Genomic DNA, 17,081 nt, shown 5'->3' with positions numbered 1-17,081 from the left:
AAATAAATTTTTAACGAATTAGCTATATTTGCTTTGAATATTTGTGGCTTTCATGATAAAATGTTCTAGGTATGTTACATACAATTTATAGGTTGGTTGATAAAATGATTACTAATCTCACAATCATTGAAGTCTTCCTATCCTTGCCTCTAATAAGGATCAGATTACTCGGTCCATATTAGAGATATAAATTTGTCAATTTTTATACAATGGTTAAAGTGTTTTTGACGCCTTAACTATACAATCAATGTAACGGAAGGAGATCCAATATGATTTACTCACATGAAGTAGAAAATATGTGTACAGTTTCAAGAGGACCAATTCACGGACCCGCTCCAATTCCAGAAGAAGGAAAATGGGTCAAAGCTTATGATGTTTCCGATATCTCAGGTTTAACACATGGTGTCGGTTGGTGTGCGCCACAACAAGGTGCGTGTAAGCTGACGCTTAATGTAAAAGAAGGTATTATCCACGAGGCACTTATTGAAACCATCGGTTGTTCCGGAATGACCCACTCTGCCGCTATGGCTTCAGAGATTTTGACCGGAAAAACGATTCTAGAAGCTTTGAATACAGACTTAGTCTGCGATGCCATCAACGTGGCTATGAGAGAACTCTTCTTACAAATTTCCTATGGTAGAACTCAAACAGCTTTCTCCGAAGGTGGTCTACCTATCGGTGCCGGTCTTGAAGACCTTGGAAAAGGATTAAGATCACAAGTTGGTACGATGTATGGCACAAGTGCTAAAGGTGTACGTTACCTTGAAATGGCTGAAGGTTATGTGGTTGGTATGGGTCTTGATGCTAATGGTGAAGTCATTGGATATAAATTTGTACATCTTGGTAAAATGATGGAAATGGTTGCTAAAGGCATAGATGCCAATGAAGCGATGGAAAAAGCAACGAGTCAATACGGTCGTTTTAACGAAGCTGTTAAAGTCATTGACCCAAGACACGAATAGAATATACAGGAGGATTAAAATCATGTTATTTGAAAGTTATGATAGAAGAATCAATCAAATTACGCCCGTGCTTGAAAAATATGAGCTTGGCACATTAGAAGATGCTAGACAATTATGTTTAGACAAAGGCGTTGATGTTCACGAGATTGTTAAAGGCATTCAACCAATCTGTTTTGATAATGCATTATGGTCATACACTTTAGGTGCTGCTATTGCTATTAAAAAAGGTCAAACAGCGGCAGCTGACGTTGCTGAAACCCTTGGTGAAGGCTTACAAGCTTTCTGTATTCCCGGTTCTGTTGCTGACCAAAGAGCTGTTGGTATCGGTCACGGTAACTTAGCAGCTATGCTTCTTAAAGAAGAAACCCAGTGCTTTGCACTTGTAGCCGGTCATGAGTCTTTTGCCGCTGCTGAAGGTGCTATTGGTATCGCTATGAGCGCTAACAGAGTCCGAACCAACCCACTTAGAGTTATCTTAAATGGCCTTGGAAAAGATGCTGCTTATATGATTTCTAGAATCAACGGTTTTACTCATGTTGAGACTGAACTTGATTATGCTACCGGTAAACTTAACGTGATCAAAGAAACTCGTTTTTCTGATGGCCCTCGTGGTGCTGTTAAGTGTTTTGGTGTTGATGATGTTGTTGAAGGTGTAGCTGTTATGCATGCTGAAGGCGTTGATGTTTCTATAACAGGAAATTCAACTAACCCAACTCGATTCCAACATCCAACTGTCGGTACCTACAAAAAAGAATGCAACCTTCTTGGTAAGAAATTCTTCTCTGTTGCTTCTGGTGGTGGTACCGGTAGAACTTTACATCCTGATAATATGGGTGCAGGTCCTGCTTCTTATGGTATGACAGATACGATGGGTAGAATGCATTCTGATGCTCAGTTTGCCGGTTCTTCTTCTGTGCCTGCTCACGTTGAGATGATGGGATTAATTGGAATGGGTAACAACCCTATGGTTGGTGCTTCTGTTGCGGTTGCTGTTGCTGTTGAAGAGGCTATGAGGAAGGCTTAAGAATAAAATTTGGTTAATTGGCTAGTAGGTCCCATGAAAACCCTTCCACAGTCTGCTCCAGGAACTTCATGGTCGATGTTGGTAAGAGCCATATAAAATTATCCCAACTTTATCTTAAAACTTTTTGAAGAGAATATAAATAAAGCAGTATGTGTTCATTTTTGCTAGACCCTCTTGAGGGAAAGGCTATAAAATGAATACGTACTGCTTTTTATTGATGATTTTTATTGCAATTTCGATGCATACTTGGTACATTTATTAAAACAAAGAGGCTACGCCTCGTTTTGCGAAGCAAATTGTTACGGCAGGAAAGACTACCTTGATAGTTTACATAATATTGTCTTTCCTAGAGAAGAATAAAGAGGCGTGCTTTTAATTTCTCTTTTTTAATAAGTTCTATTGAAAGGTGTGTGTGTTATGAAGAATAGTTATGCTTTTTTTAATAATAAGAGTTGTGATTATTTTCCTTGTCATATGACGGATCAGCCGGATACGTTTAATTGTAAGTATTGTTATTGCCCCCTCTATTTATTGGAGTGTAAAGGGAATTTTATACTTGTTAATGGGGTTAAAGACTGCAGTAATTGCTTGTTGCCTCATCGACCTGATAGCGATTTATATATTAATAAGTTGCTCCGTGAACAAGTCTTTAATAAGATTAAACCTCATCAATAAACCATCCTTGTTCCATGGGTTTTTCATAATGAGAGACGTCACTCATGTAAATAACACTGAGTCGATCTTCGTCCGAATTGATTCTGGTTAGACTGGTTGGTAATATCTGCTTACCTTCCCAAAAATGTTCAATATCCCGACCCTGTATATAATTCAGTAAGCCTTTTATTATGATAGCATGAGCTACGATAAAGATCCTTCCCGTACTATGCTTTTTTAGAAGTTCTTCAAAAAACTCTGCTGCTCTATTTTGAACACTCGCAAAACTCTCTTGACCTTTTATATAGAAGTGGTCAGGATTATTCCAAAAATCCGAATGGGCTGTTGGCATTTCAACCTCAATTTCTGATATCATCCTACCTTCCCAATCTCCAACATGCATTTCTTTTAATCGTTCGTCATAAATGATTTCCCCACCAATATATGCATTTATTATTTCCGAGGTATGCTTTGCTCTTCCAAGTGGACTAGAATATATGGTTTTAATACCAATATTTTTGAGTCTTTGGCCTAGCCATGCTGCCTGTTGTTTGCCAAGTTCTGTTAATTCAGAATCTCCTTGTCCCTGGAATTTTCTTATTCTATTCCATTGTGTCTCACCATGTCGCGTAATGTAGATTTCTAACATTCGTTCCACTCCTTTTGGTCACCTCTGTATTGTTAAATAACATATGTCATTTTCTCACATCTTATTATACCTATAAAATCTCCAGATGTGAATCTTTATTACAAATGTTGTTACATATTTAACCCTATGTTATAATTAATTAAAGTCTCATAGGCTTTTTATTTATAAAAAATAAAAAATCGAGGTCACTATGCGCCCAGTCAGAATTAATCAAGAAAATGTTGAAGTTAATATGCGTTTGGCTAAGGACGTTTATAGTTCTGAGGGTATACTCCTTGTTCCTCAGAACACACTGCTTACTGCCAATCATATTGTTAAAATTAATCTTTATCAAATTCATGATATTTATGTATACCCTCAAGAAGAGCAAATCGTAAATAAAAGTCAGATCCGGCAGTCTCTTGCAAATACACCAGAATTTATTGAATTTTCTTATAAATATGACCGTAAAGTTGAAGATATACAAAAACATTTGGCACAAATTGTCAACACGGGTACAATTAATACCATCAGTTTAACAAATCTTGTTGATGATATTCTAGATTCAACCGTCTCCCAGTCGCAACTTTTTAGTTATATGTGTCGGTTAAAATCCGCAGATGATGTCACTTACAACCATTCTATGAATGTATCACTTTTAGCCAGTATTCTCGGCAAATGGTTGGATATGTCCGATGTTAGCATCAAGGAGTTAGCTTTGGCTGGCCTGCTCCATGATATCGGTAAAATCATGGTGAATCAAACCATTTTAAATAAAAAAGGTCCTTTAACTGAAGAAGAATATGATCACATCAAACAACATACTACTTTAGGCTATCAGATGGTGATGGGTTCAGATCTTCCTGACGGTATTAAGCAAGCGGTATTGATGCATCATGAAAAAATGAATGGTCAAGGTTACCCCTTAGGTCTAAAATGGGAAAACATACATCCTTATCCCAAAATTATTTCAATAGTTGATATCTATGATGCTATGACCAGCGAAAGACCTTATCATAAACGCTTCCATCCCTTAGATGTGATTCGTATGTTTGAAGAAGAATGCTATGGCCTTCTTGACACCCAATACTTATATATTTTTCTGGAACATATTGCACACAACTTTATTGGTGAGCATGTTCTACTTAGTAACGGCCAAAGAGGTGAAGTCATTTTCATTAACAAACAGTCCCCTTCTCGTCCTCTTATTAAGAAAGAAGATGGTACAATACTAGATATGTTAAATGATATGTCTGTTTTTATAATTGATTTTATATAATCTGTTAATTTAAAACCGCTTTCCTAAGCGGTTTTTTCTTTTAGAGACAGTTTAGTGGACATTTAGCCAATTAAGATACATATATGTTGTATGTATCGTTCTAATTGCTTGCTTAAGGTGTTAAACTAATACATGTATAGGTCAAATATAGGTATAAAGACTTATTGATTATTCAGCTTATTGTAAAAGGGTCAAAACTAAGTTTTAATTAACTCACATATATTGTATGTGAAAGTTCAACTTTTTGATTTGACACCTTAAGTATTTATAAACAATCAATTACGGGGGTGGTTGAGATGAGTATTTTGACGATTAATAATGGGGAATATACATATAATAAATATGAAAGAACTGAGTCTAACCCAATTCTATACAAAAATTCTGCAATAAAACAACTAAAATCTGATCCCAATCATATAGAATCACTGAACATCATCGCTTACTGTCATTATTACCTAAGCGATTTCTACCAGGCACTTGATTTTGCTTTAAGAGCGTACAATCTTGAAACCACGTATTCCATGAATGATGAGCTTTACCATACCTGTAATCTTTTAGGAAATATATATCGTTATTTAGGTATCTACGATACGGCCAATCATTATTATATGGCTGCTCTTAACGCTTCACCATCACATCAAGTAAAGGAAAAGCGATGCCAAACTTTACGTTATCTTGCTGTGGCTTACACAGAAATGAATATGAATGAATTTGCCATGGATTATGCTATTGAAGGCCTTCAACTAGCAGAGTTACTAAACGATTCAAGGTTACTTGCTGACCTACAGGTTGCACTTGCTACCCTTCACTATAAGTCCTCTTTTTATGATAAATCTCTTAAACTATGTATTGATGCAGCTTCCCATTATGAAGACTTTGAGAATCATAAAGGCCTTGCCAACGTCTACCTTCTTTGTGGTGATATTCATCACAAAATCGGTATAGATACTTCAGCTTTGGATTATTACTCTAAAGCCCTTAAGCTATCGGATGATATAAAATACCCTTATGGTACTACTTATGCAAATTACGCATTAGGTTGTTTAATGATGTCTCAAAAAGATTTCCCTAATGCTCTTGATGCATTAGAGGCTGCTTTATCTCATGCAAAGCAATATAATATACAACAGTCGAAGATAAAAATCTATTATGCTTTATCTGACTTGTTCATACAACAATATGATTACGAAAAAGCCTACAACTTTTATAAAATAGCCACAGAACTCAATGACAACTTAAAATCAACCAAACAGCAATCTACAATCTTTAATCTATATACTAAATATAATCTAGATCAAAAAGAAGCTCAGCTTAAACAAACACTTAAGACCAATGCACATCTTGAAGCTCTTAACAAACAATTACTTGAACAAGTCCAGCATGATTCATTAACACAGCTCTATAATCGACGTGGTCTGAAAAATATAATTGCTTACTATCCATGTACTGATCTACATACGCTTGCACTTTGTGATATTGACAAGTTCAAAGATGTCAACGATACTTTTGGCCATCAATGTGGCGACTACATACTGATGGAGTTGGCAAAAGTACTGAAATCTAATTGTCCATCCAATTATAAAATCGCGCGTTGGGGTGGCGAAGAGTTCCTAATCCTCATGGAGAACACTTCCCTCACTGAAGCAACAGATTTTTCTAAAAGCTTAAGAATGATTATTGAAGATACATTTTTCACTTACAGAAATCACAAAATAAACCTAACACTGACTTTTGGGGTTGGTACACTTTCTCAAAGTTTTGAACAAAGTATAGAGGCTGTTGATCGATGTCTCTACCTTGGCAAGAATTCCGGCCGTAATCAAGTTGTTTTTGATGATGACTTGTTTGATTTGGTTTAAGAACAAAGGGACTTTCTAGGCTAAATAAAAAATCCCTCAATATTGAGGGATTTTTTTATAATTTTACCGGTTGATCGTATTGGACACCAAAGGTATCAACGGTTACTTCTGTCATAACCTGTGGTTCATTTGGCATGTCCATATGATTCCTTGGTACTTTCACTATAGCATCTGCCACTTCCTGGCCTTCAATCACTTTTCCAAAAGCGGCATACTGCCCATCTAAATGCGGTGCATTTTCTACCATCAAAAAGAATTGTGATCCTGCTGAGTTCGGATTTTGAGCTCTTGCCATAGATAAAACACCTTTATCGTGCTTTAGACTGTTCTCAAATTTGTTATATGAAAACTCTCCTTTGATACCATAACCGGGGCCACCCATGCCATTGCCATCTGGACAACCACCTTGAATCATAAAGCCAGGTATAACGCGATGAAACGTTAAACCATTGTAAAAACCTTCTTGAACAAGGGCAATGAAGTTATTAACTGTGTTTGGCGCTATATCTGGGTACAATTCAGCTTTAATCACACTTTTATTGTTTATTTTGAATGTGACGATTGGATTATTATTTGACATATCCGTCTCCTTTATTTGATTTATACTTAAATGTGGTTAAGGTGTCAAAACTATATAGTTTTGACCCTTTAACCTTAAAAATTATTATATCATAAATCGTAAGATTTGACAGTAGTAACAAGTTTTAGTATTTTTTCAAATACTTTCTATAGTAATTGTAACCACCCAATAGGTTTCTAGTTTTAAATCCTGCAGGATTTAAAATAGTGGAAGCTAAATACCCTCTAAAACCAACCGCGCAATAAATAATTATTTCTCTATCACTTGGTAACTCTTGAATCCTTTCCCTCAGGTCATCAAGTGGTATATTTGTATGTCCCTCAAGAGCACCATATGCCACTTCTTCCGGCGTCCTAACATCTAATATAAGGGTTTTACTCTTATCTAATCCTTGAATTTCTTCACTTCGTATGGGCACCATTTTTTGGCTCATGATATTGTCCGCAACATAGGCAACCATATTAACAGGATCTTTTGCTGAAGAATAAGGGGGCGCATAGGATAATTCTAATTCTATTAGGTCTTTTACTCTTGCACCAAAGCGTATGGCCGTCGCAATAACATCTATTCTTTTTTCTACACCTTCTTGACCGATAGCTTGTGCACCTAATATCCTGCCTTCCATATTAAAAATCAACTTTATTGTTAGATCTTTGGCACCCGGATAATAATCCGCATGGGAGCTTTTTGTAATAATAGATATTAAATAGTCTTTACCATAAACCAAACCTTGTCTTTCTAGACTTTTTTCATTATTTCCTGTTGATGCCACGGTCATATCAAATACCTTGGCAACGGAAGTGCCTTGGGTGCCCTTGTACATCTTATTTAGACCAGTAATGTTATCAGCCACGATACGAGCTTGTTTATTGGCCGGTCCTGCAAGAGGCACCATGGTCATTTGGCCACTTACAAAATCTTCCACTTCAATAACATCACCGAGTGCAAAGATGTCTGGATCACTGGTTCTAAGGTTAGAGTCTACAACAATACCACCTCGTTCGTTGGTTTTTAGACCTGATTCAATGGCCAGACTTCCATTAGGCTTCACACCAATGGCCAATAAGATGATATCACTTTCTATAGCTGTTTCATCATTAAGAATTACATCTGTAACTGTTCCCCTTGTTTTAAAAGACTTGACACCATTATTGAGGTGTAGGTGAACAGATTTTTTTGCTATATGGCCATGAATCAATTGTGCCATATCATAATCGATCGACATCATAACTTGCGGGGCCATCTCTGCTATTGACACATCAAGTCCTAGGTCATGTAAGTTTTCAGCCATCTCCAACCCAATAAATCCACCCCCAATAACCGTTGCTGTTTTTAAGTCATGGCTTAGGACATATTCTTTGATTCGGTCTACATCCGGAATGGTCCATAAAGTAAAGATATTGGGACTATCAATACCTTCAATCTTTGGCACTAGAGGTGTGGAGCCTGTTGACAGAACCAATGTGTCATATGTTTCTTCATAAGTCTCAAGGGTTGTAATATCTTTTACTATGACTTTTTTGTTCTCTCTGTCAATCTTTAGGACTTCGTTATTAATCCTAACATCTACCTTGAATCGATTCCCAAATCCTTCAGGTGTTTGTAACAATAATTCTTCCCTATTTTTAATGGTGCCTCCAATATAATAAGGTAGTCCACAGTTAGCAAAAGATATGTAGGGTCCTTTTTCAAACATAATAATCTTTGCCTGACTATCCATTCTTCTTAATCTAGCTGCTGTTCCTGCGCCACCGGCAACGCCACCGACAATTAACACTTTCTTCGACATCTTTTTCTCCTTTTGTTCTTATATTTATGGTTGATTAAAGTTCAACTATATCGTTTCACTAAATTACATATATTATTCTAATGCCTTAACCCTTTGTAAATCTTTATATCATAATATACATTTATATATTACGATATAAGGATATATGTGTCAAGCTTTTTATTACTTTTTTTGTATTGTATTTTTTCATGTCAAGCTCTATTCTATATGATATAATGTTAGCAACAAAGCAACTCATATTCATTTTTTGTTACACGCTATGGTTAGAGGGTCAAAACTAAGCTATAATAAATCAGGTTTTCACATTAACCTAATTGAGGAGGTATTTTAATGGAATTAAAAGGTAAAGTGGTTATCGCACAAGGCGGTGGTCCAACTTCAGTTATTAACCAGAGTCTTGTTGGGGCTGTACTAGAATCAAGAAAGTTCCCTCAAGTCACACGCGTTTATGGTGCTCTAAATGGTGTAGAGGGTATTATGAACGAACGCTTTATGGACTTGACACGTGAAACCACTCATAACTTAGAAAGGGTGGCTGCCACACCTGCTTCAGCCCTTCTATCTACAAGGGTTAAGCCTGATTTTTCTTATTGTAAAGAAATGTTCAAAGTTCTTAAAGCCCATGATGTTCGCTATTTTTTCTATATAGGCGGTAATGATTCTGCTGATACCGTTCGAATTGTTAATGAACAAGCGGTACAACAAGATTATGAGTTTAGAGCTATTCATATACCAAAAACCATAGATAACGATTTGGTGCTTAATGATCATACCCCTGGTTATGGATCTGCTGCACGTTTTGTCAGTACGGCTTTTATGGGCTTGAATCTGGATAATCGCGCCTTGGTTGGCGTCTATATCGCGGTCATCATGGGGCGAAATGCAGGCTTTTTGACGGCTTCTGCAGCCTTAGCAAGGAAGTATCCCGATGACGGTCCACATCTAATCTATTTGCCAGAACGTGCCTTCGACATTGACCAGTTCTTATTGGATGTTAAAGATGCCTATGCAAAGTACGGACGATGTATTGTTGCAATTTCAGAAGGTATAAAAGATAAATATGGTAAGCCTTTAATTACCAATCTAGTAGACACCGTTGAAAAAGATGCCCATGGTAACTTACAACTGTCCGGTTCCGGTTCACTTGGAGATAGTCTGACTGCTCTTGTCAAAGAAAAGCTTAACATTGACCGGGTACGTTCTGATACTTTAGGTTATACGCAACGTAACTTCATTGGTGCAATATCCGATGTGGATTCAAATGAGGCCCGAGAAGTCGGAGAAAAAGCCGCTCATTTTGCTATTTGGGATAATGTAGACGGTTCCATTGTCATCGAACGCACCGGTTACTATAGTGTCAATTACAAACTGGTTGATTTAAGTTTGATTGCAGGAAAAACAAGGTTTATGCCAGATGAATTCATCACACCGGAAGGCAATAATGTAACAGATGCCTTTAAATACTATGCCAGACCCCTTGTTGGATCCGGTTTTCCTCAGCCTTCCCAGTTGCGTGCACCCATGGCACCCAAAATACTGGATATTCATGGACAGCCATTTCACTCATAAAGCTTCTAAAAAGGCTATCTCAATCTGAGATAGCCTTTTTAGCTCTCAAAAACTGAAGGATCAAAGTATAAACCATCAATATACTCAGCTACTCGCTCGCCATAATAAGTGGGAATATCAAGTCCAAAATCCTCTAGGGCATATCTTAAGAAATAGCGCACACAATCTAGATCAATTGTAATCAATAATACAGTGACTTCCTTAAGGATCTTCCTAAAAGGCTCATTGCCGAGCTTCACTTCTTCTATGGCTTCAAGGACCGTATCAATAATATCTGCAGCACTTAAAATCAGACCTTCCGGATCATCTGCCTTAGGGTTTAACATGAAGGCCTTGAATCTAGGGCGCCATGATTTTGGTATGTCCGCTTTAATCTCTTCTTCAAAAGCAATCTCTTCAATCTCTAGAAGGGCCGCTTTCATTTCTTTCGTCTTTTTTTTGGTCGTTGCGATAATATCGCCAGTAGCAAGCTCAATCAAGTCATGGTTAATGGCTCGCTCAAGCAACAAAGCCATGTTCACCTCATGACCAAACTTCTCACTTTCCCAGATAGCAAGACCTTGAGCAATCTTAGCAACGGACCACATGTGTTCTGCAACACTACGACGTTTAAACATGAATCTATTTTGATAACGTTTTAATTCCATTAAGCTTCGAGCTTCATAAATGTGTTTTCCAAAGGGCATAATACATCCTCCTTACTCTTTCTTACCTGCTAATTATACCACAAAAAACCCTTTTCATAAGATCTCTTGAAAAGGGTTTTTTGGTCATCATACGCCAATATCTCTTATATCATTTTCTCGAAGAGCAGTTGTTAACCGAACATCCGGCGCATTTACTGGATTTTAGGTCTCTTTTTGTGTGAATAAAAGCCCATATCATGATTATTGCAAATATACCACCCACAATAATTGTAGGAATCATATGATCATCTCCTATTCTGTTGCTTCTACTAAGGCTGTTTTTGAATGATTGGCTCTTTTAATCAAGAGCATTACACCAATTGCATAGGCAATCAAAACGAAAATTGCAGGAACAAACCCAACTGCTGTTTCACCATATATAATAAGTGTACCAATATGGGTAATCAACAATGCTAAAATATAACCAACACTAAGTTGGAAAGCCAGTCCTCTAAAGAACCATTTTTTCGAGTCCATTTCAGCGTTCATGGCGCCTATTGCCGCAAAGCAAGGTGGCGTAAAAAGATTAAATGCTAAAAATGCATACGCTGTAACTGGGGTGAACATTTGTGATAATGCACCTCCAGGTACATGAAGAGCTTCTTCAGAAGCCATTGCAAATAATACCGCAAAGGTAGCCACAACATTCTCCTTAGCAATAAAACCTGTAATGCTAGCAGCCGCTAGCTGCCATCCTACGAACCCAAGGGGAATTAAGAGAGGTGCTATGACCGACCCTACAGATGCCAGAATACTTTCAGATTGAATATCCGTCGCCTGAAGCTTCCAATTGAAGGCTTGCATGAACCATACTAAGGTATTCATAACCAATATAATGGTTGTTGCTTTATAAACAAAGCCTTTTGCTTTATCAAACATTTGGATAATGGCATTTTTGATACTTGGCATCTTATACTCCGGTAGTTCCATAATGAAGAAAGATGAGTTCTCCCATACAAATAATTTTTTAAGTAGAAGTCCCCCCATGATGATGACACCAATGGCTATGATATAAATACTAGGTCCTACCCATGAAGTGTTTGGGAAGAATACGACTGAAAACAAAGCAATAATAGGTAATTTAGCACCACACGGTACGAAGGGTGTCAGAATTGTTGTCATTCTTTTTTCATTCTCATTCTCGATGGTTCTGGTAGCCATAACACCAGGTATTGCACAACCAGAACCTACAATCATAGGAATAATGGACTTACCTGATAAACCAATTTTTTTGAAATAGCGGTCCATGATAACCGCAACTCTTGACATATAACCACTGTCTTCAAGCAAAGATAAACAAAAAAACAATACCATAATCAAAGGCAAAAAGCCTACAACAGCACCGACACCACCTATAGCACCATCAACAATTAATGCTTGCATCAAAGGATTCACGCCAATGCCTTCAAAAAAACCATTTAAGGCATCCGGTATTACTTCACCAAAAACCACATCGTTCAAATACCCTGATAAGAATCCACCTAATCCTTCTATAGAAAAAGCATAAACCCCCCACATAATTAAGAAGAATATTGGCAATCCAAACCACTTATGTGCAACAACCATGTCTATTCGGTCTGATATGTTGACGCGGCTCGCATTGTGCTTCTTATTCAGTGATTTTTCCAGAATTGTGTTAATCCATGTTTGCCTGGCCACATCATTGTTTCCATCTAAATCAACAATGTTCAAAGGTTCTTGCTTAGTGCCTACAATATCAAGAGCTGTCGTCACTAGGTCTTCCAGACCTTTTTCTGTCGTCGCTGTGATGGTTACAACTTTACATCCAAGAGCCTTTTCCAACTCTTGACTATCTACTATATCCCCACGTTTTGATAAGATATCCGCCTTATTCAAAGCAACAACGACAGGAATGCCAAGCTCAAGTAGCTGTGTTGTAAAGAATAGACTTCGACTGATATTGGCACCGTCAACGATGTTAACAATCACATCCGGCTTTGCTTCAAGTACAAAATCACTTGTAATGGCTTCTTCACCTGTATAAGGCGAAATAGAATAAGCACCCGGCAAATCCACAATATCAATTGGTTCTTTTACAATTTGATACTTATGCTTAATGGCTGCTACTTTTTTTTCGACGGTTACACCGGCCCAGTTCCCAACATACTCGGTCTTTCCTGTAAGAGCGTTGAAAAGTGTTGTTTTTCCCGAATTGGGATTCCCTGCTAATGCGATTTTCATGCTTGCTTCCTCCACATAATATGAAATTGATAGTCACTATCACTGAGTGATTATGAAAATATGCTGTGTTAAACAGCATGTTGTACACTTACTTTGGTAATAAAATACCAACTGTGGAGACTGTACTGACCTCCGTATATTGAAAATTTATGCAGCCAAACGAATGGATTTGGCCATGGCTTCATCAATGGCATAACGGCTGTCCTTTATGTTCACGATATAATTGCCTGCCAGTTTAGAAATAATGGTTATGCACTCACCTTCAAAACATCCTAATGTGAATAAAAACTTTTTGATCTTTTCATGACCTTCTATTCTTACTATTGTGAATGTTTGTCCGATTTTTGCTTTATTCAAAGACATAAGACCACTCCTTCTTTCGCTATACTGAAAGTAACCACCTAATACGCCGGTTATTTTTCTCATTTAAATTTTTAATTGAGAAAACATATCATTTTCTTTATATGATAAAGATTATCATGTTTTGGACTTTTTTTCAAGTCTTTTCGTATATATTTTCACAAAAATTTTTATTGTTAACATTTCGTTCAAAACTAGTAATAACAAGACTTTAGCTTTTAAATGATAACTATTATCTGTAGATATTTATTGTTATTTAGCCGTTTTACTTCTTTTATTGTTAAAGTTTTATCAAAATAAGTATTGGTCTAGGTCACGTACTGACCTAAACCAACTTAAAACTAGGTTCTTTATTTTATAGATCCGAGCATACCTTCTACGAATCTTCTTTGTAATAAGAAAAATATGAGGATGGTTGGCAAGGTAGCTATAACGATTGCTACCATAATAACCCCGTATTCAGGAAAATAAGCAGATGACAGTGAGGATATAACCAGTGTTATGGTCTTTTGTCCATCGGATTGTAACACAATTAGTGGCCATAAAAAACTGTTCCAACTTGTCATAAAGGCGATAATACCAGCAGCAGCAAATGTTGATCGCATGGTTGGTATATAGATTAAAAAGAACACTTGATATTCATTTAAACCATCTACCCGCGCTGCTTGTATTAAATCTGAAGGAAATGTTTTCGTGTTTTGTCTGAAGAAAAAAATCATAAATGGTGTGGCAATTGTAGGGATGATGACCGCTATATGAGAATCCAGAAGACTCATATTGGCGAACATCCTAAATAGTGGTATCATCAGTGCTGCAAAAGGTACCATCATGGTTAATAACAATATAGTGTACAAACGTTCTTTGTTTTTTGATTTGTAGATTTCAAAGCCATAACCTGCAAGTGATGCAAATAATAATAGTAAAAATGTACTTATCAAAGCTATTTTCCCTGAATTAATAAGTATGGTTTTCATATCTACCATCTTAAATAACATACTTAGATTGGCAAACAACTCGCTACCGATGGTCATTTTCCCTTTGGTGATATCTGTGGCAGTATTGGTTGCGCCAATAATCATCCAGACAAATGGGAAAATAGATACGAATGCCGCTATCGATAAAAAGCAATACTTAAATATATTTCTTAGTCTATACATGATCATCACCTGCCACTCTAAACTGTATAATGGATAAAATTGCAATAAAGAACACAATTACATAGGAAACTGTAGCTGCATAACCAAAATTCGGAACAAACTTAAAGGATAAGTCGTAGATATACTGAGACAATGTCATGGTAGCATTAAACGTTGGTGTTGATGCACCGCCGCCAGTTAAATTAACGACTTCATCAAACAACTGAAGGGTACCTATCGTCGACATAATCGATGTAAATAATATGATGGGTTTGAGCATGGGTATTGTAATGAAAAAAAACTGCTTTATTTTAGACGCACCGTCTATTTCAGCTGCTTCATAGATGGCTGGATCAATGTTTTGTAGACCTGCCAAATAGAAAATCATATTATAACCTGTCCAACGCCATGTAATAGCAAGTATGACCGTTACTTTGGCATAAAATGCATCTCGTAACCACGCTATTGGTGCATCGATTATATTAAGAAATAGAAGGGTTTGATTAATAAGTCCATCAACGCTAAACATACTTTTAAACAAGATAGAATAGGCCACCAACGATGTAACACAGGGTAAAAATATGGCTGTTCTAAAAAAGCCTTTGAACTTAAGTTTTTTATCGTTCAGTAAACTGGCTATAACCAAAGCAAGCGTCAACATAATCGGTACTTGGAATATGAAGTACACCATGGTATTTTTAAGTGCTTGTTTAAATACAGCATCTCTAAAAAGCCTTTTTATGTTACCTAAGCCAACAAATTCATAAACCACACCTTTACCGGACATGGTGGATAGATACATGGAGTTAAGTATAGGATAGATGGCAAAAACAGCTGCTAATATTACAGCAATTGCTACGAAGCTCCACCCAATAACCTGACTTTTTCTATTAATATACTTTTTCTTGCCCTTTGATTTCATATATATCCCTTCCTTAACTTCTCCTTCTTATAAGTAGAAAATATCATAGCGCTTTATGATAGGAGACTAGTCAATGACTAGTCTCCTTAACAACTACTGTATCTGTGACTTCACTTGTTCCTCTGCACGCGCCATAGCTTCTTCTACGGATCCACCTTCATAGATGGATGCCATCTCTGCTAATATGGCAGCGTCTGCTTCATAAGTATATAATCCATAGTTCAATGAAGGTATTTCATCCATCCATTTAGCAAATTCACCAAATACAACCTGGCCACCAAAGAACTCATCACCTGCGCTATAAGCTTCTCCACTAGCTGATGGCAAGTATGATCCAACTGCACCATTGCTGATTAAAATCTCTTGATAGAAATCAACGTCTTTACCAAAGGTCTCATTTAAGAAATCAACCGCCAAATCTTTATTTGCTGATGATGATAATACATACCAGCTTGATCCACCTAAGTTCGAAGCATTTACTGCTCCTGGCACATCAAGTCTTGGTACAGGTGCAAGTGCCCATAAGCCGGATTGTGATGGCTCAGCTTTTACTGACCCTGTTATCCAAACACCAGTTGTAATGGATGCAACATCCCCAGTATTTAATGCACCAACCCATTCTCCCCAACCGGATGTTTTCTTAGTCATTGGTGAGTTGACAATGTCAGTATAGATTCTTGCTGCTTCTGCTAAAGCGACATTATTAGCGATTGTTGGGTTGCCGTCATTGTCAAAGTACCATGAACCCGCTCCATTTAACATAATTCTCATAAGACCACCATCATAAGGGTCGGTAGCCATCATCTGATGACCTGTTTTTTCAAAAACTTCTTCACCGATTTCAATGAAGCGATTCCAAGTGATGTTGTTCATGTCTTCTGGAGAAAAACCTGCTTCTGCTAAATAATCAGTACGGTAATAGGTGCCTGCAACACCGGAGTCAAAAGGTACACCATAAACACCATTATCCATTGTCATTAGTGCGACCTTATATTCTGCAAAGTCACTATGATTGATTTTCCCTGTTAAATCTTCAAAGCTTCCTGGATAAGACTGAAGGTATTTTTGTGAATTGTAGTCTTCAATAAGTACGATATCCGGTAAACCATCTGTTGTGCCTGAAGCAAGCATTGTATGCAACTTTTGTTCAAGGTCACCTTTTGCATAGTCTACGACTTCAAACTCAACATCTCCATTGCTTTCTTTGTATATTTCACCGGCACGGTTCATAATAGCAATATTGAAGTTAGGGTCCCACGCCCAAATGGTTAGTTTCTGTGATTCTGTTGTTTCTGATTCCTGAGTTTCTGTCCCTGCTGTTTCAGTTTCTGTTGTTTCTGGCTGTGTCTCTGTCTCTGCGGCACCACATCCTGCAATAGCACCTAGCATTGCCAATACAATTAAAATTGATAAAAACTTTTTCATATTACC

16 protein-coding genes are annotated in these 17,081 nt (G+C 37.1%); 6 read left to right on the top strand and 10 right to left on the bottom strand.

Features of this window, described 5'->3' with window-relative positions:
• The first annotated feature begins 269 nt into the window (after positions 1-269).
• From P0N36_RS11765 to P0N36_RS15695, 3 genes are all read left to right on the top strand, one after another.
• On the top strand, positions 270-962 hold the full coding sequence (locus tag P0N36_RS11765; protein ID WP_275843048.1) for an iron-sulfur cluster assembly scaffold protein: 693 nt from the start codon (positions 270-272) through the stop codon (positions 960-962).
• A gap of 19 nt (positions 963-981) precedes the next feature.
• Positions 982-1,986: a GGGtGRT protein gene (locus P0N36_RS11760; RefSeq protein WP_275843049.1), complete on the top strand. Its 1,005-nt coding sequence runs from the start codon at positions 982-984 to the stop codon at positions 1,984-1,986.
• A gap of 417 nt (positions 1,987-2,403) precedes the next feature.
• Positions 2,404-2,661: a cysteine-rich small domain-containing protein gene (locus tag P0N36_RS15695; RefSeq protein WP_275843047.1), complete on the top strand. Its 258-nt coding sequence runs from the start codon at positions 2,404-2,406 to the stop codon at positions 2,659-2,661.
• On the opposite strand, the gene P0N36_RS11750 is transcribed toward P0N36_RS15695, so the two are convergent.
• Positions 2,645-3,289: a histidine phosphatase family protein gene (locus P0N36_RS11750; protein WP_275843046.1), complete on the bottom strand. Its 645-nt coding sequence runs from the start codon at positions 3,287-3,289 to the stop codon at positions 2,645-2,647. The genes P0N36_RS15695 and P0N36_RS11750 overlap by 17 nt on opposite strands.
• A gap of 190 nt (positions 3,290-3,479) precedes the next feature.
• Here P0N36_RS11750 and P0N36_RS11745 point away from each other — a divergent pair, with 190 nt between their 5' ends.
• Positions 3,480-4,547, top strand: a complete 1,068-nt coding sequence (locus tag P0N36_RS11745) for an HD-GYP domain-containing protein (RefSeq protein ID WP_275843045.1) — start codon at positions 3,480-3,482, stop codon at positions 4,545-4,547.
• A gap of 296 nt (positions 4,548-4,843) precedes the next feature.
• On the top strand, positions 4,844-6,406 hold the full coding sequence (locus tag P0N36_RS11740; protein ID WP_275843044.1) for a tetratricopeptide repeat-containing diguanylate cyclase: 1,563 nt from the start codon (positions 4,844-4,846) through the stop codon (positions 6,404-6,406).
• Positions 6,407-6,461: 55 nt separating this feature from the next.
• On the opposite strand, the gene P0N36_RS11735 is transcribed toward P0N36_RS11740, so the two are convergent.
• Both P0N36_RS11735 and P0N36_RS11730 read right to left on the bottom strand, forming a co-directional pair.
• Positions 6,462-6,986 (bottom strand): peptidylprolyl isomerase, encoded by a 525-nt coding sequence (locus P0N36_RS11735; RefSeq protein WP_275843043.1) that lies wholly within the window; start codon positions 6,984-6,986, stop codon positions 6,462-6,464.
• 124 nt (positions 6,987-7,110) lie between these two features.
• A complete protein-coding gene (locus P0N36_RS11730) occupies positions 7,111-8,775 on the bottom strand; it encodes an FAD-dependent oxidoreductase (RefSeq protein ID WP_275843042.1) in 1,665 nt (554 codons plus the stop codon).
• 330 nt (positions 8,776-9,105) lie between these two features.
• Between P0N36_RS11730 and P0N36_RS11725 the strand changes: the two genes are divergently transcribed.
• Entirely contained in the window at positions 9,106-10,344 is a 1,239-nt protein-coding gene (locus P0N36_RS11725) for a 6-phosphofructokinase (RefSeq protein ID WP_275843041.1), read from the top strand.
• Between the two features lie 38 nt (positions 10,345-10,382).
• On the opposite strand, the gene P0N36_RS11720 is transcribed toward P0N36_RS11725, so the two are convergent.
• The 7 genes from P0N36_RS11720 to P0N36_RS11690 form a co-directional block, all read right to left on the bottom strand.
• A complete protein-coding gene (locus tag P0N36_RS11720; protein ID WP_275843040.1) occupies positions 10,383-11,030 on the bottom strand; it encodes a YfbR-like 5'-deoxynucleotidase in 648 nt (215 codons plus the stop codon).
• Between the two features lie 109 nt (positions 11,031-11,139).
• Positions 11,140-11,271 carry a FeoB-associated Cys-rich membrane protein gene (locus tag P0N36_RS11715; RefSeq protein ID WP_275843039.1) on the bottom strand — a complete coding sequence of 44 codons (132 nt, stop codon included), beginning with the start codon at positions 11,269-11,271 and terminating at the stop codon, positions 11,140-11,142.
• Between the two features lie 11 nt (positions 11,272-11,282).
• Positions 11,283-13,232, bottom strand: a complete 1,950-nt coding sequence (feoB, locus tag P0N36_RS11710) for a ferrous iron transport protein B (protein ID WP_275843038.1) — start codon at positions 13,230-13,232, stop codon at positions 11,283-11,285.
• Positions 13,233-13,379: 147 nt separating this feature from the next.
• Positions 13,380-13,595, bottom strand: coding sequence for a FeoA family protein (locus tag P0N36_RS11705; protein ID WP_275843037.1), 216 nt, complete (start codon positions 13,593-13,595; stop codon positions 13,380-13,382).
• A 347-nt stretch (positions 13,596-13,942) separates the two neighbouring features.
• Positions 13,943-14,749: a carbohydrate ABC transporter permease gene (locus P0N36_RS11700; RefSeq protein ID WP_275843036.1), complete on the bottom strand. Its 807-nt coding sequence runs from the start codon at positions 14,747-14,749 to the stop codon at positions 13,943-13,945.
• Positions 14,742-15,650: a carbohydrate ABC transporter permease gene (locus P0N36_RS11695; RefSeq protein WP_275843035.1), complete on the bottom strand. Its 909-nt coding sequence runs from the start codon at positions 15,648-15,650 to the stop codon at positions 14,742-14,744. The genes P0N36_RS11700 and P0N36_RS11695 overlap by 8 nt, the downstream gene beginning before the upstream one ends.
• 93 nt (positions 15,651-15,743) lie before the next feature.
• Positions 15,744-17,081, bottom strand: a 1,338-nt coding sequence (locus P0N36_RS11690; RefSeq protein ID WP_275843034.1) for an ABC transporter substrate-binding protein, incomplete at its 5' end; no start/stop codon positions are given.

The organism is Petrocella sp. FN5, from assembly GCF_029210395.1.
Lineage (GTDB): Bacteria > Bacillota > Clostridia > Lachnospirales > Vallitaleaceae > Petrocella.
Note: the sequence above shows the minus strand (reverse complement) of the source record. Positions and strands in the feature narration are given on the sequence as shown.

Bases quoted from the DNA above. Each gene is read 5' to 3' on its own strand.
- feoB (WP_275843038.1), bottom strand. From the start codon at position 13,232: ATGAAAATCGCATTAGCAGGGAATCCCAATTCGGGAAAAACAACACTT.
- P0N36_RS15695 (WP_275843047.1), top strand. From the start codon at position 2,404: ATGAAGAATAGTTATGCTTTTTTTAATAATAAGAGTTGTGATTATTTT.
- P0N36_RS11720 (WP_275843040.1), bottom strand. From the start codon at position 11,030: ATGCCCTTTGGAAAACACATTTATGAAGCTCGAAGCTTAATGGAATTA.
- P0N36_RS11705 (WP_275843037.1), bottom strand. From the start codon at position 13,595: ATGTCTTTGAATAAAGCAAAAATCGGACAAACATTCACAATAGTAAGA.
- P0N36_RS11730 (WP_275843042.1), bottom strand. From the start codon at position 8,775: ATGTCGAAGAAAGTGTTAATTGTCGGTGGCGTTGCCGGTGGCGCAGGA.
- P0N36_RS11695 (WP_275843035.1), bottom strand. From the start codon at position 15,650: ATGAAATCAAAGGGCAAGAAAAAGTATATTAATAGAAAAAGTCAGGTT.
- P0N36_RS11735 (WP_275843043.1), bottom strand. From the start codon at position 6,986: ATGTCAAATAATAATCCAATCGTCACATTCAAAATAAACAATAAAAGT.
- P0N36_RS11740 (WP_275843044.1), top strand. From the start codon at position 4,844: ATGAGTATTTTGACGATTAATAATGGGGAATATACATATAATAAATAT.
- P0N36_RS11715 (WP_275843039.1), bottom strand. From the start codon at position 11,271: ATGATTCCTACAATTATTGTGGGTGGTATATTTGCAATAATCATGATA.
- P0N36_RS11745 (WP_275843045.1), top strand. From the start codon at position 3,480: ATGCGCCCAGTCAGAATTAATCAAGAAAATGTTGAAGTTAATATGCGT.
- P0N36_RS11750 (WP_275843046.1), bottom strand. From the start codon at position 3,289: ATGTTAGAAATCTACATTACGCGACATGGTGAGACACAATGGAATAGA.
- P0N36_RS11700 (WP_275843036.1), bottom strand. From the start codon at position 14,749: ATGTATAGACTAAGAAATATATTTAAGTATTGCTTTTTATCGATAGCG.
- P0N36_RS11725 (WP_275843041.1), top strand. From the start codon at position 9,106: ATGGAATTAAAAGGTAAAGTGGTTATCGCACAAGGCGGTGGTCCAACT.
- P0N36_RS11765 (WP_275843048.1), top strand. From the start codon at position 270: ATGATTTACTCACATGAAGTAGAAAATATGTGTACAGTTTCAAGAGGA.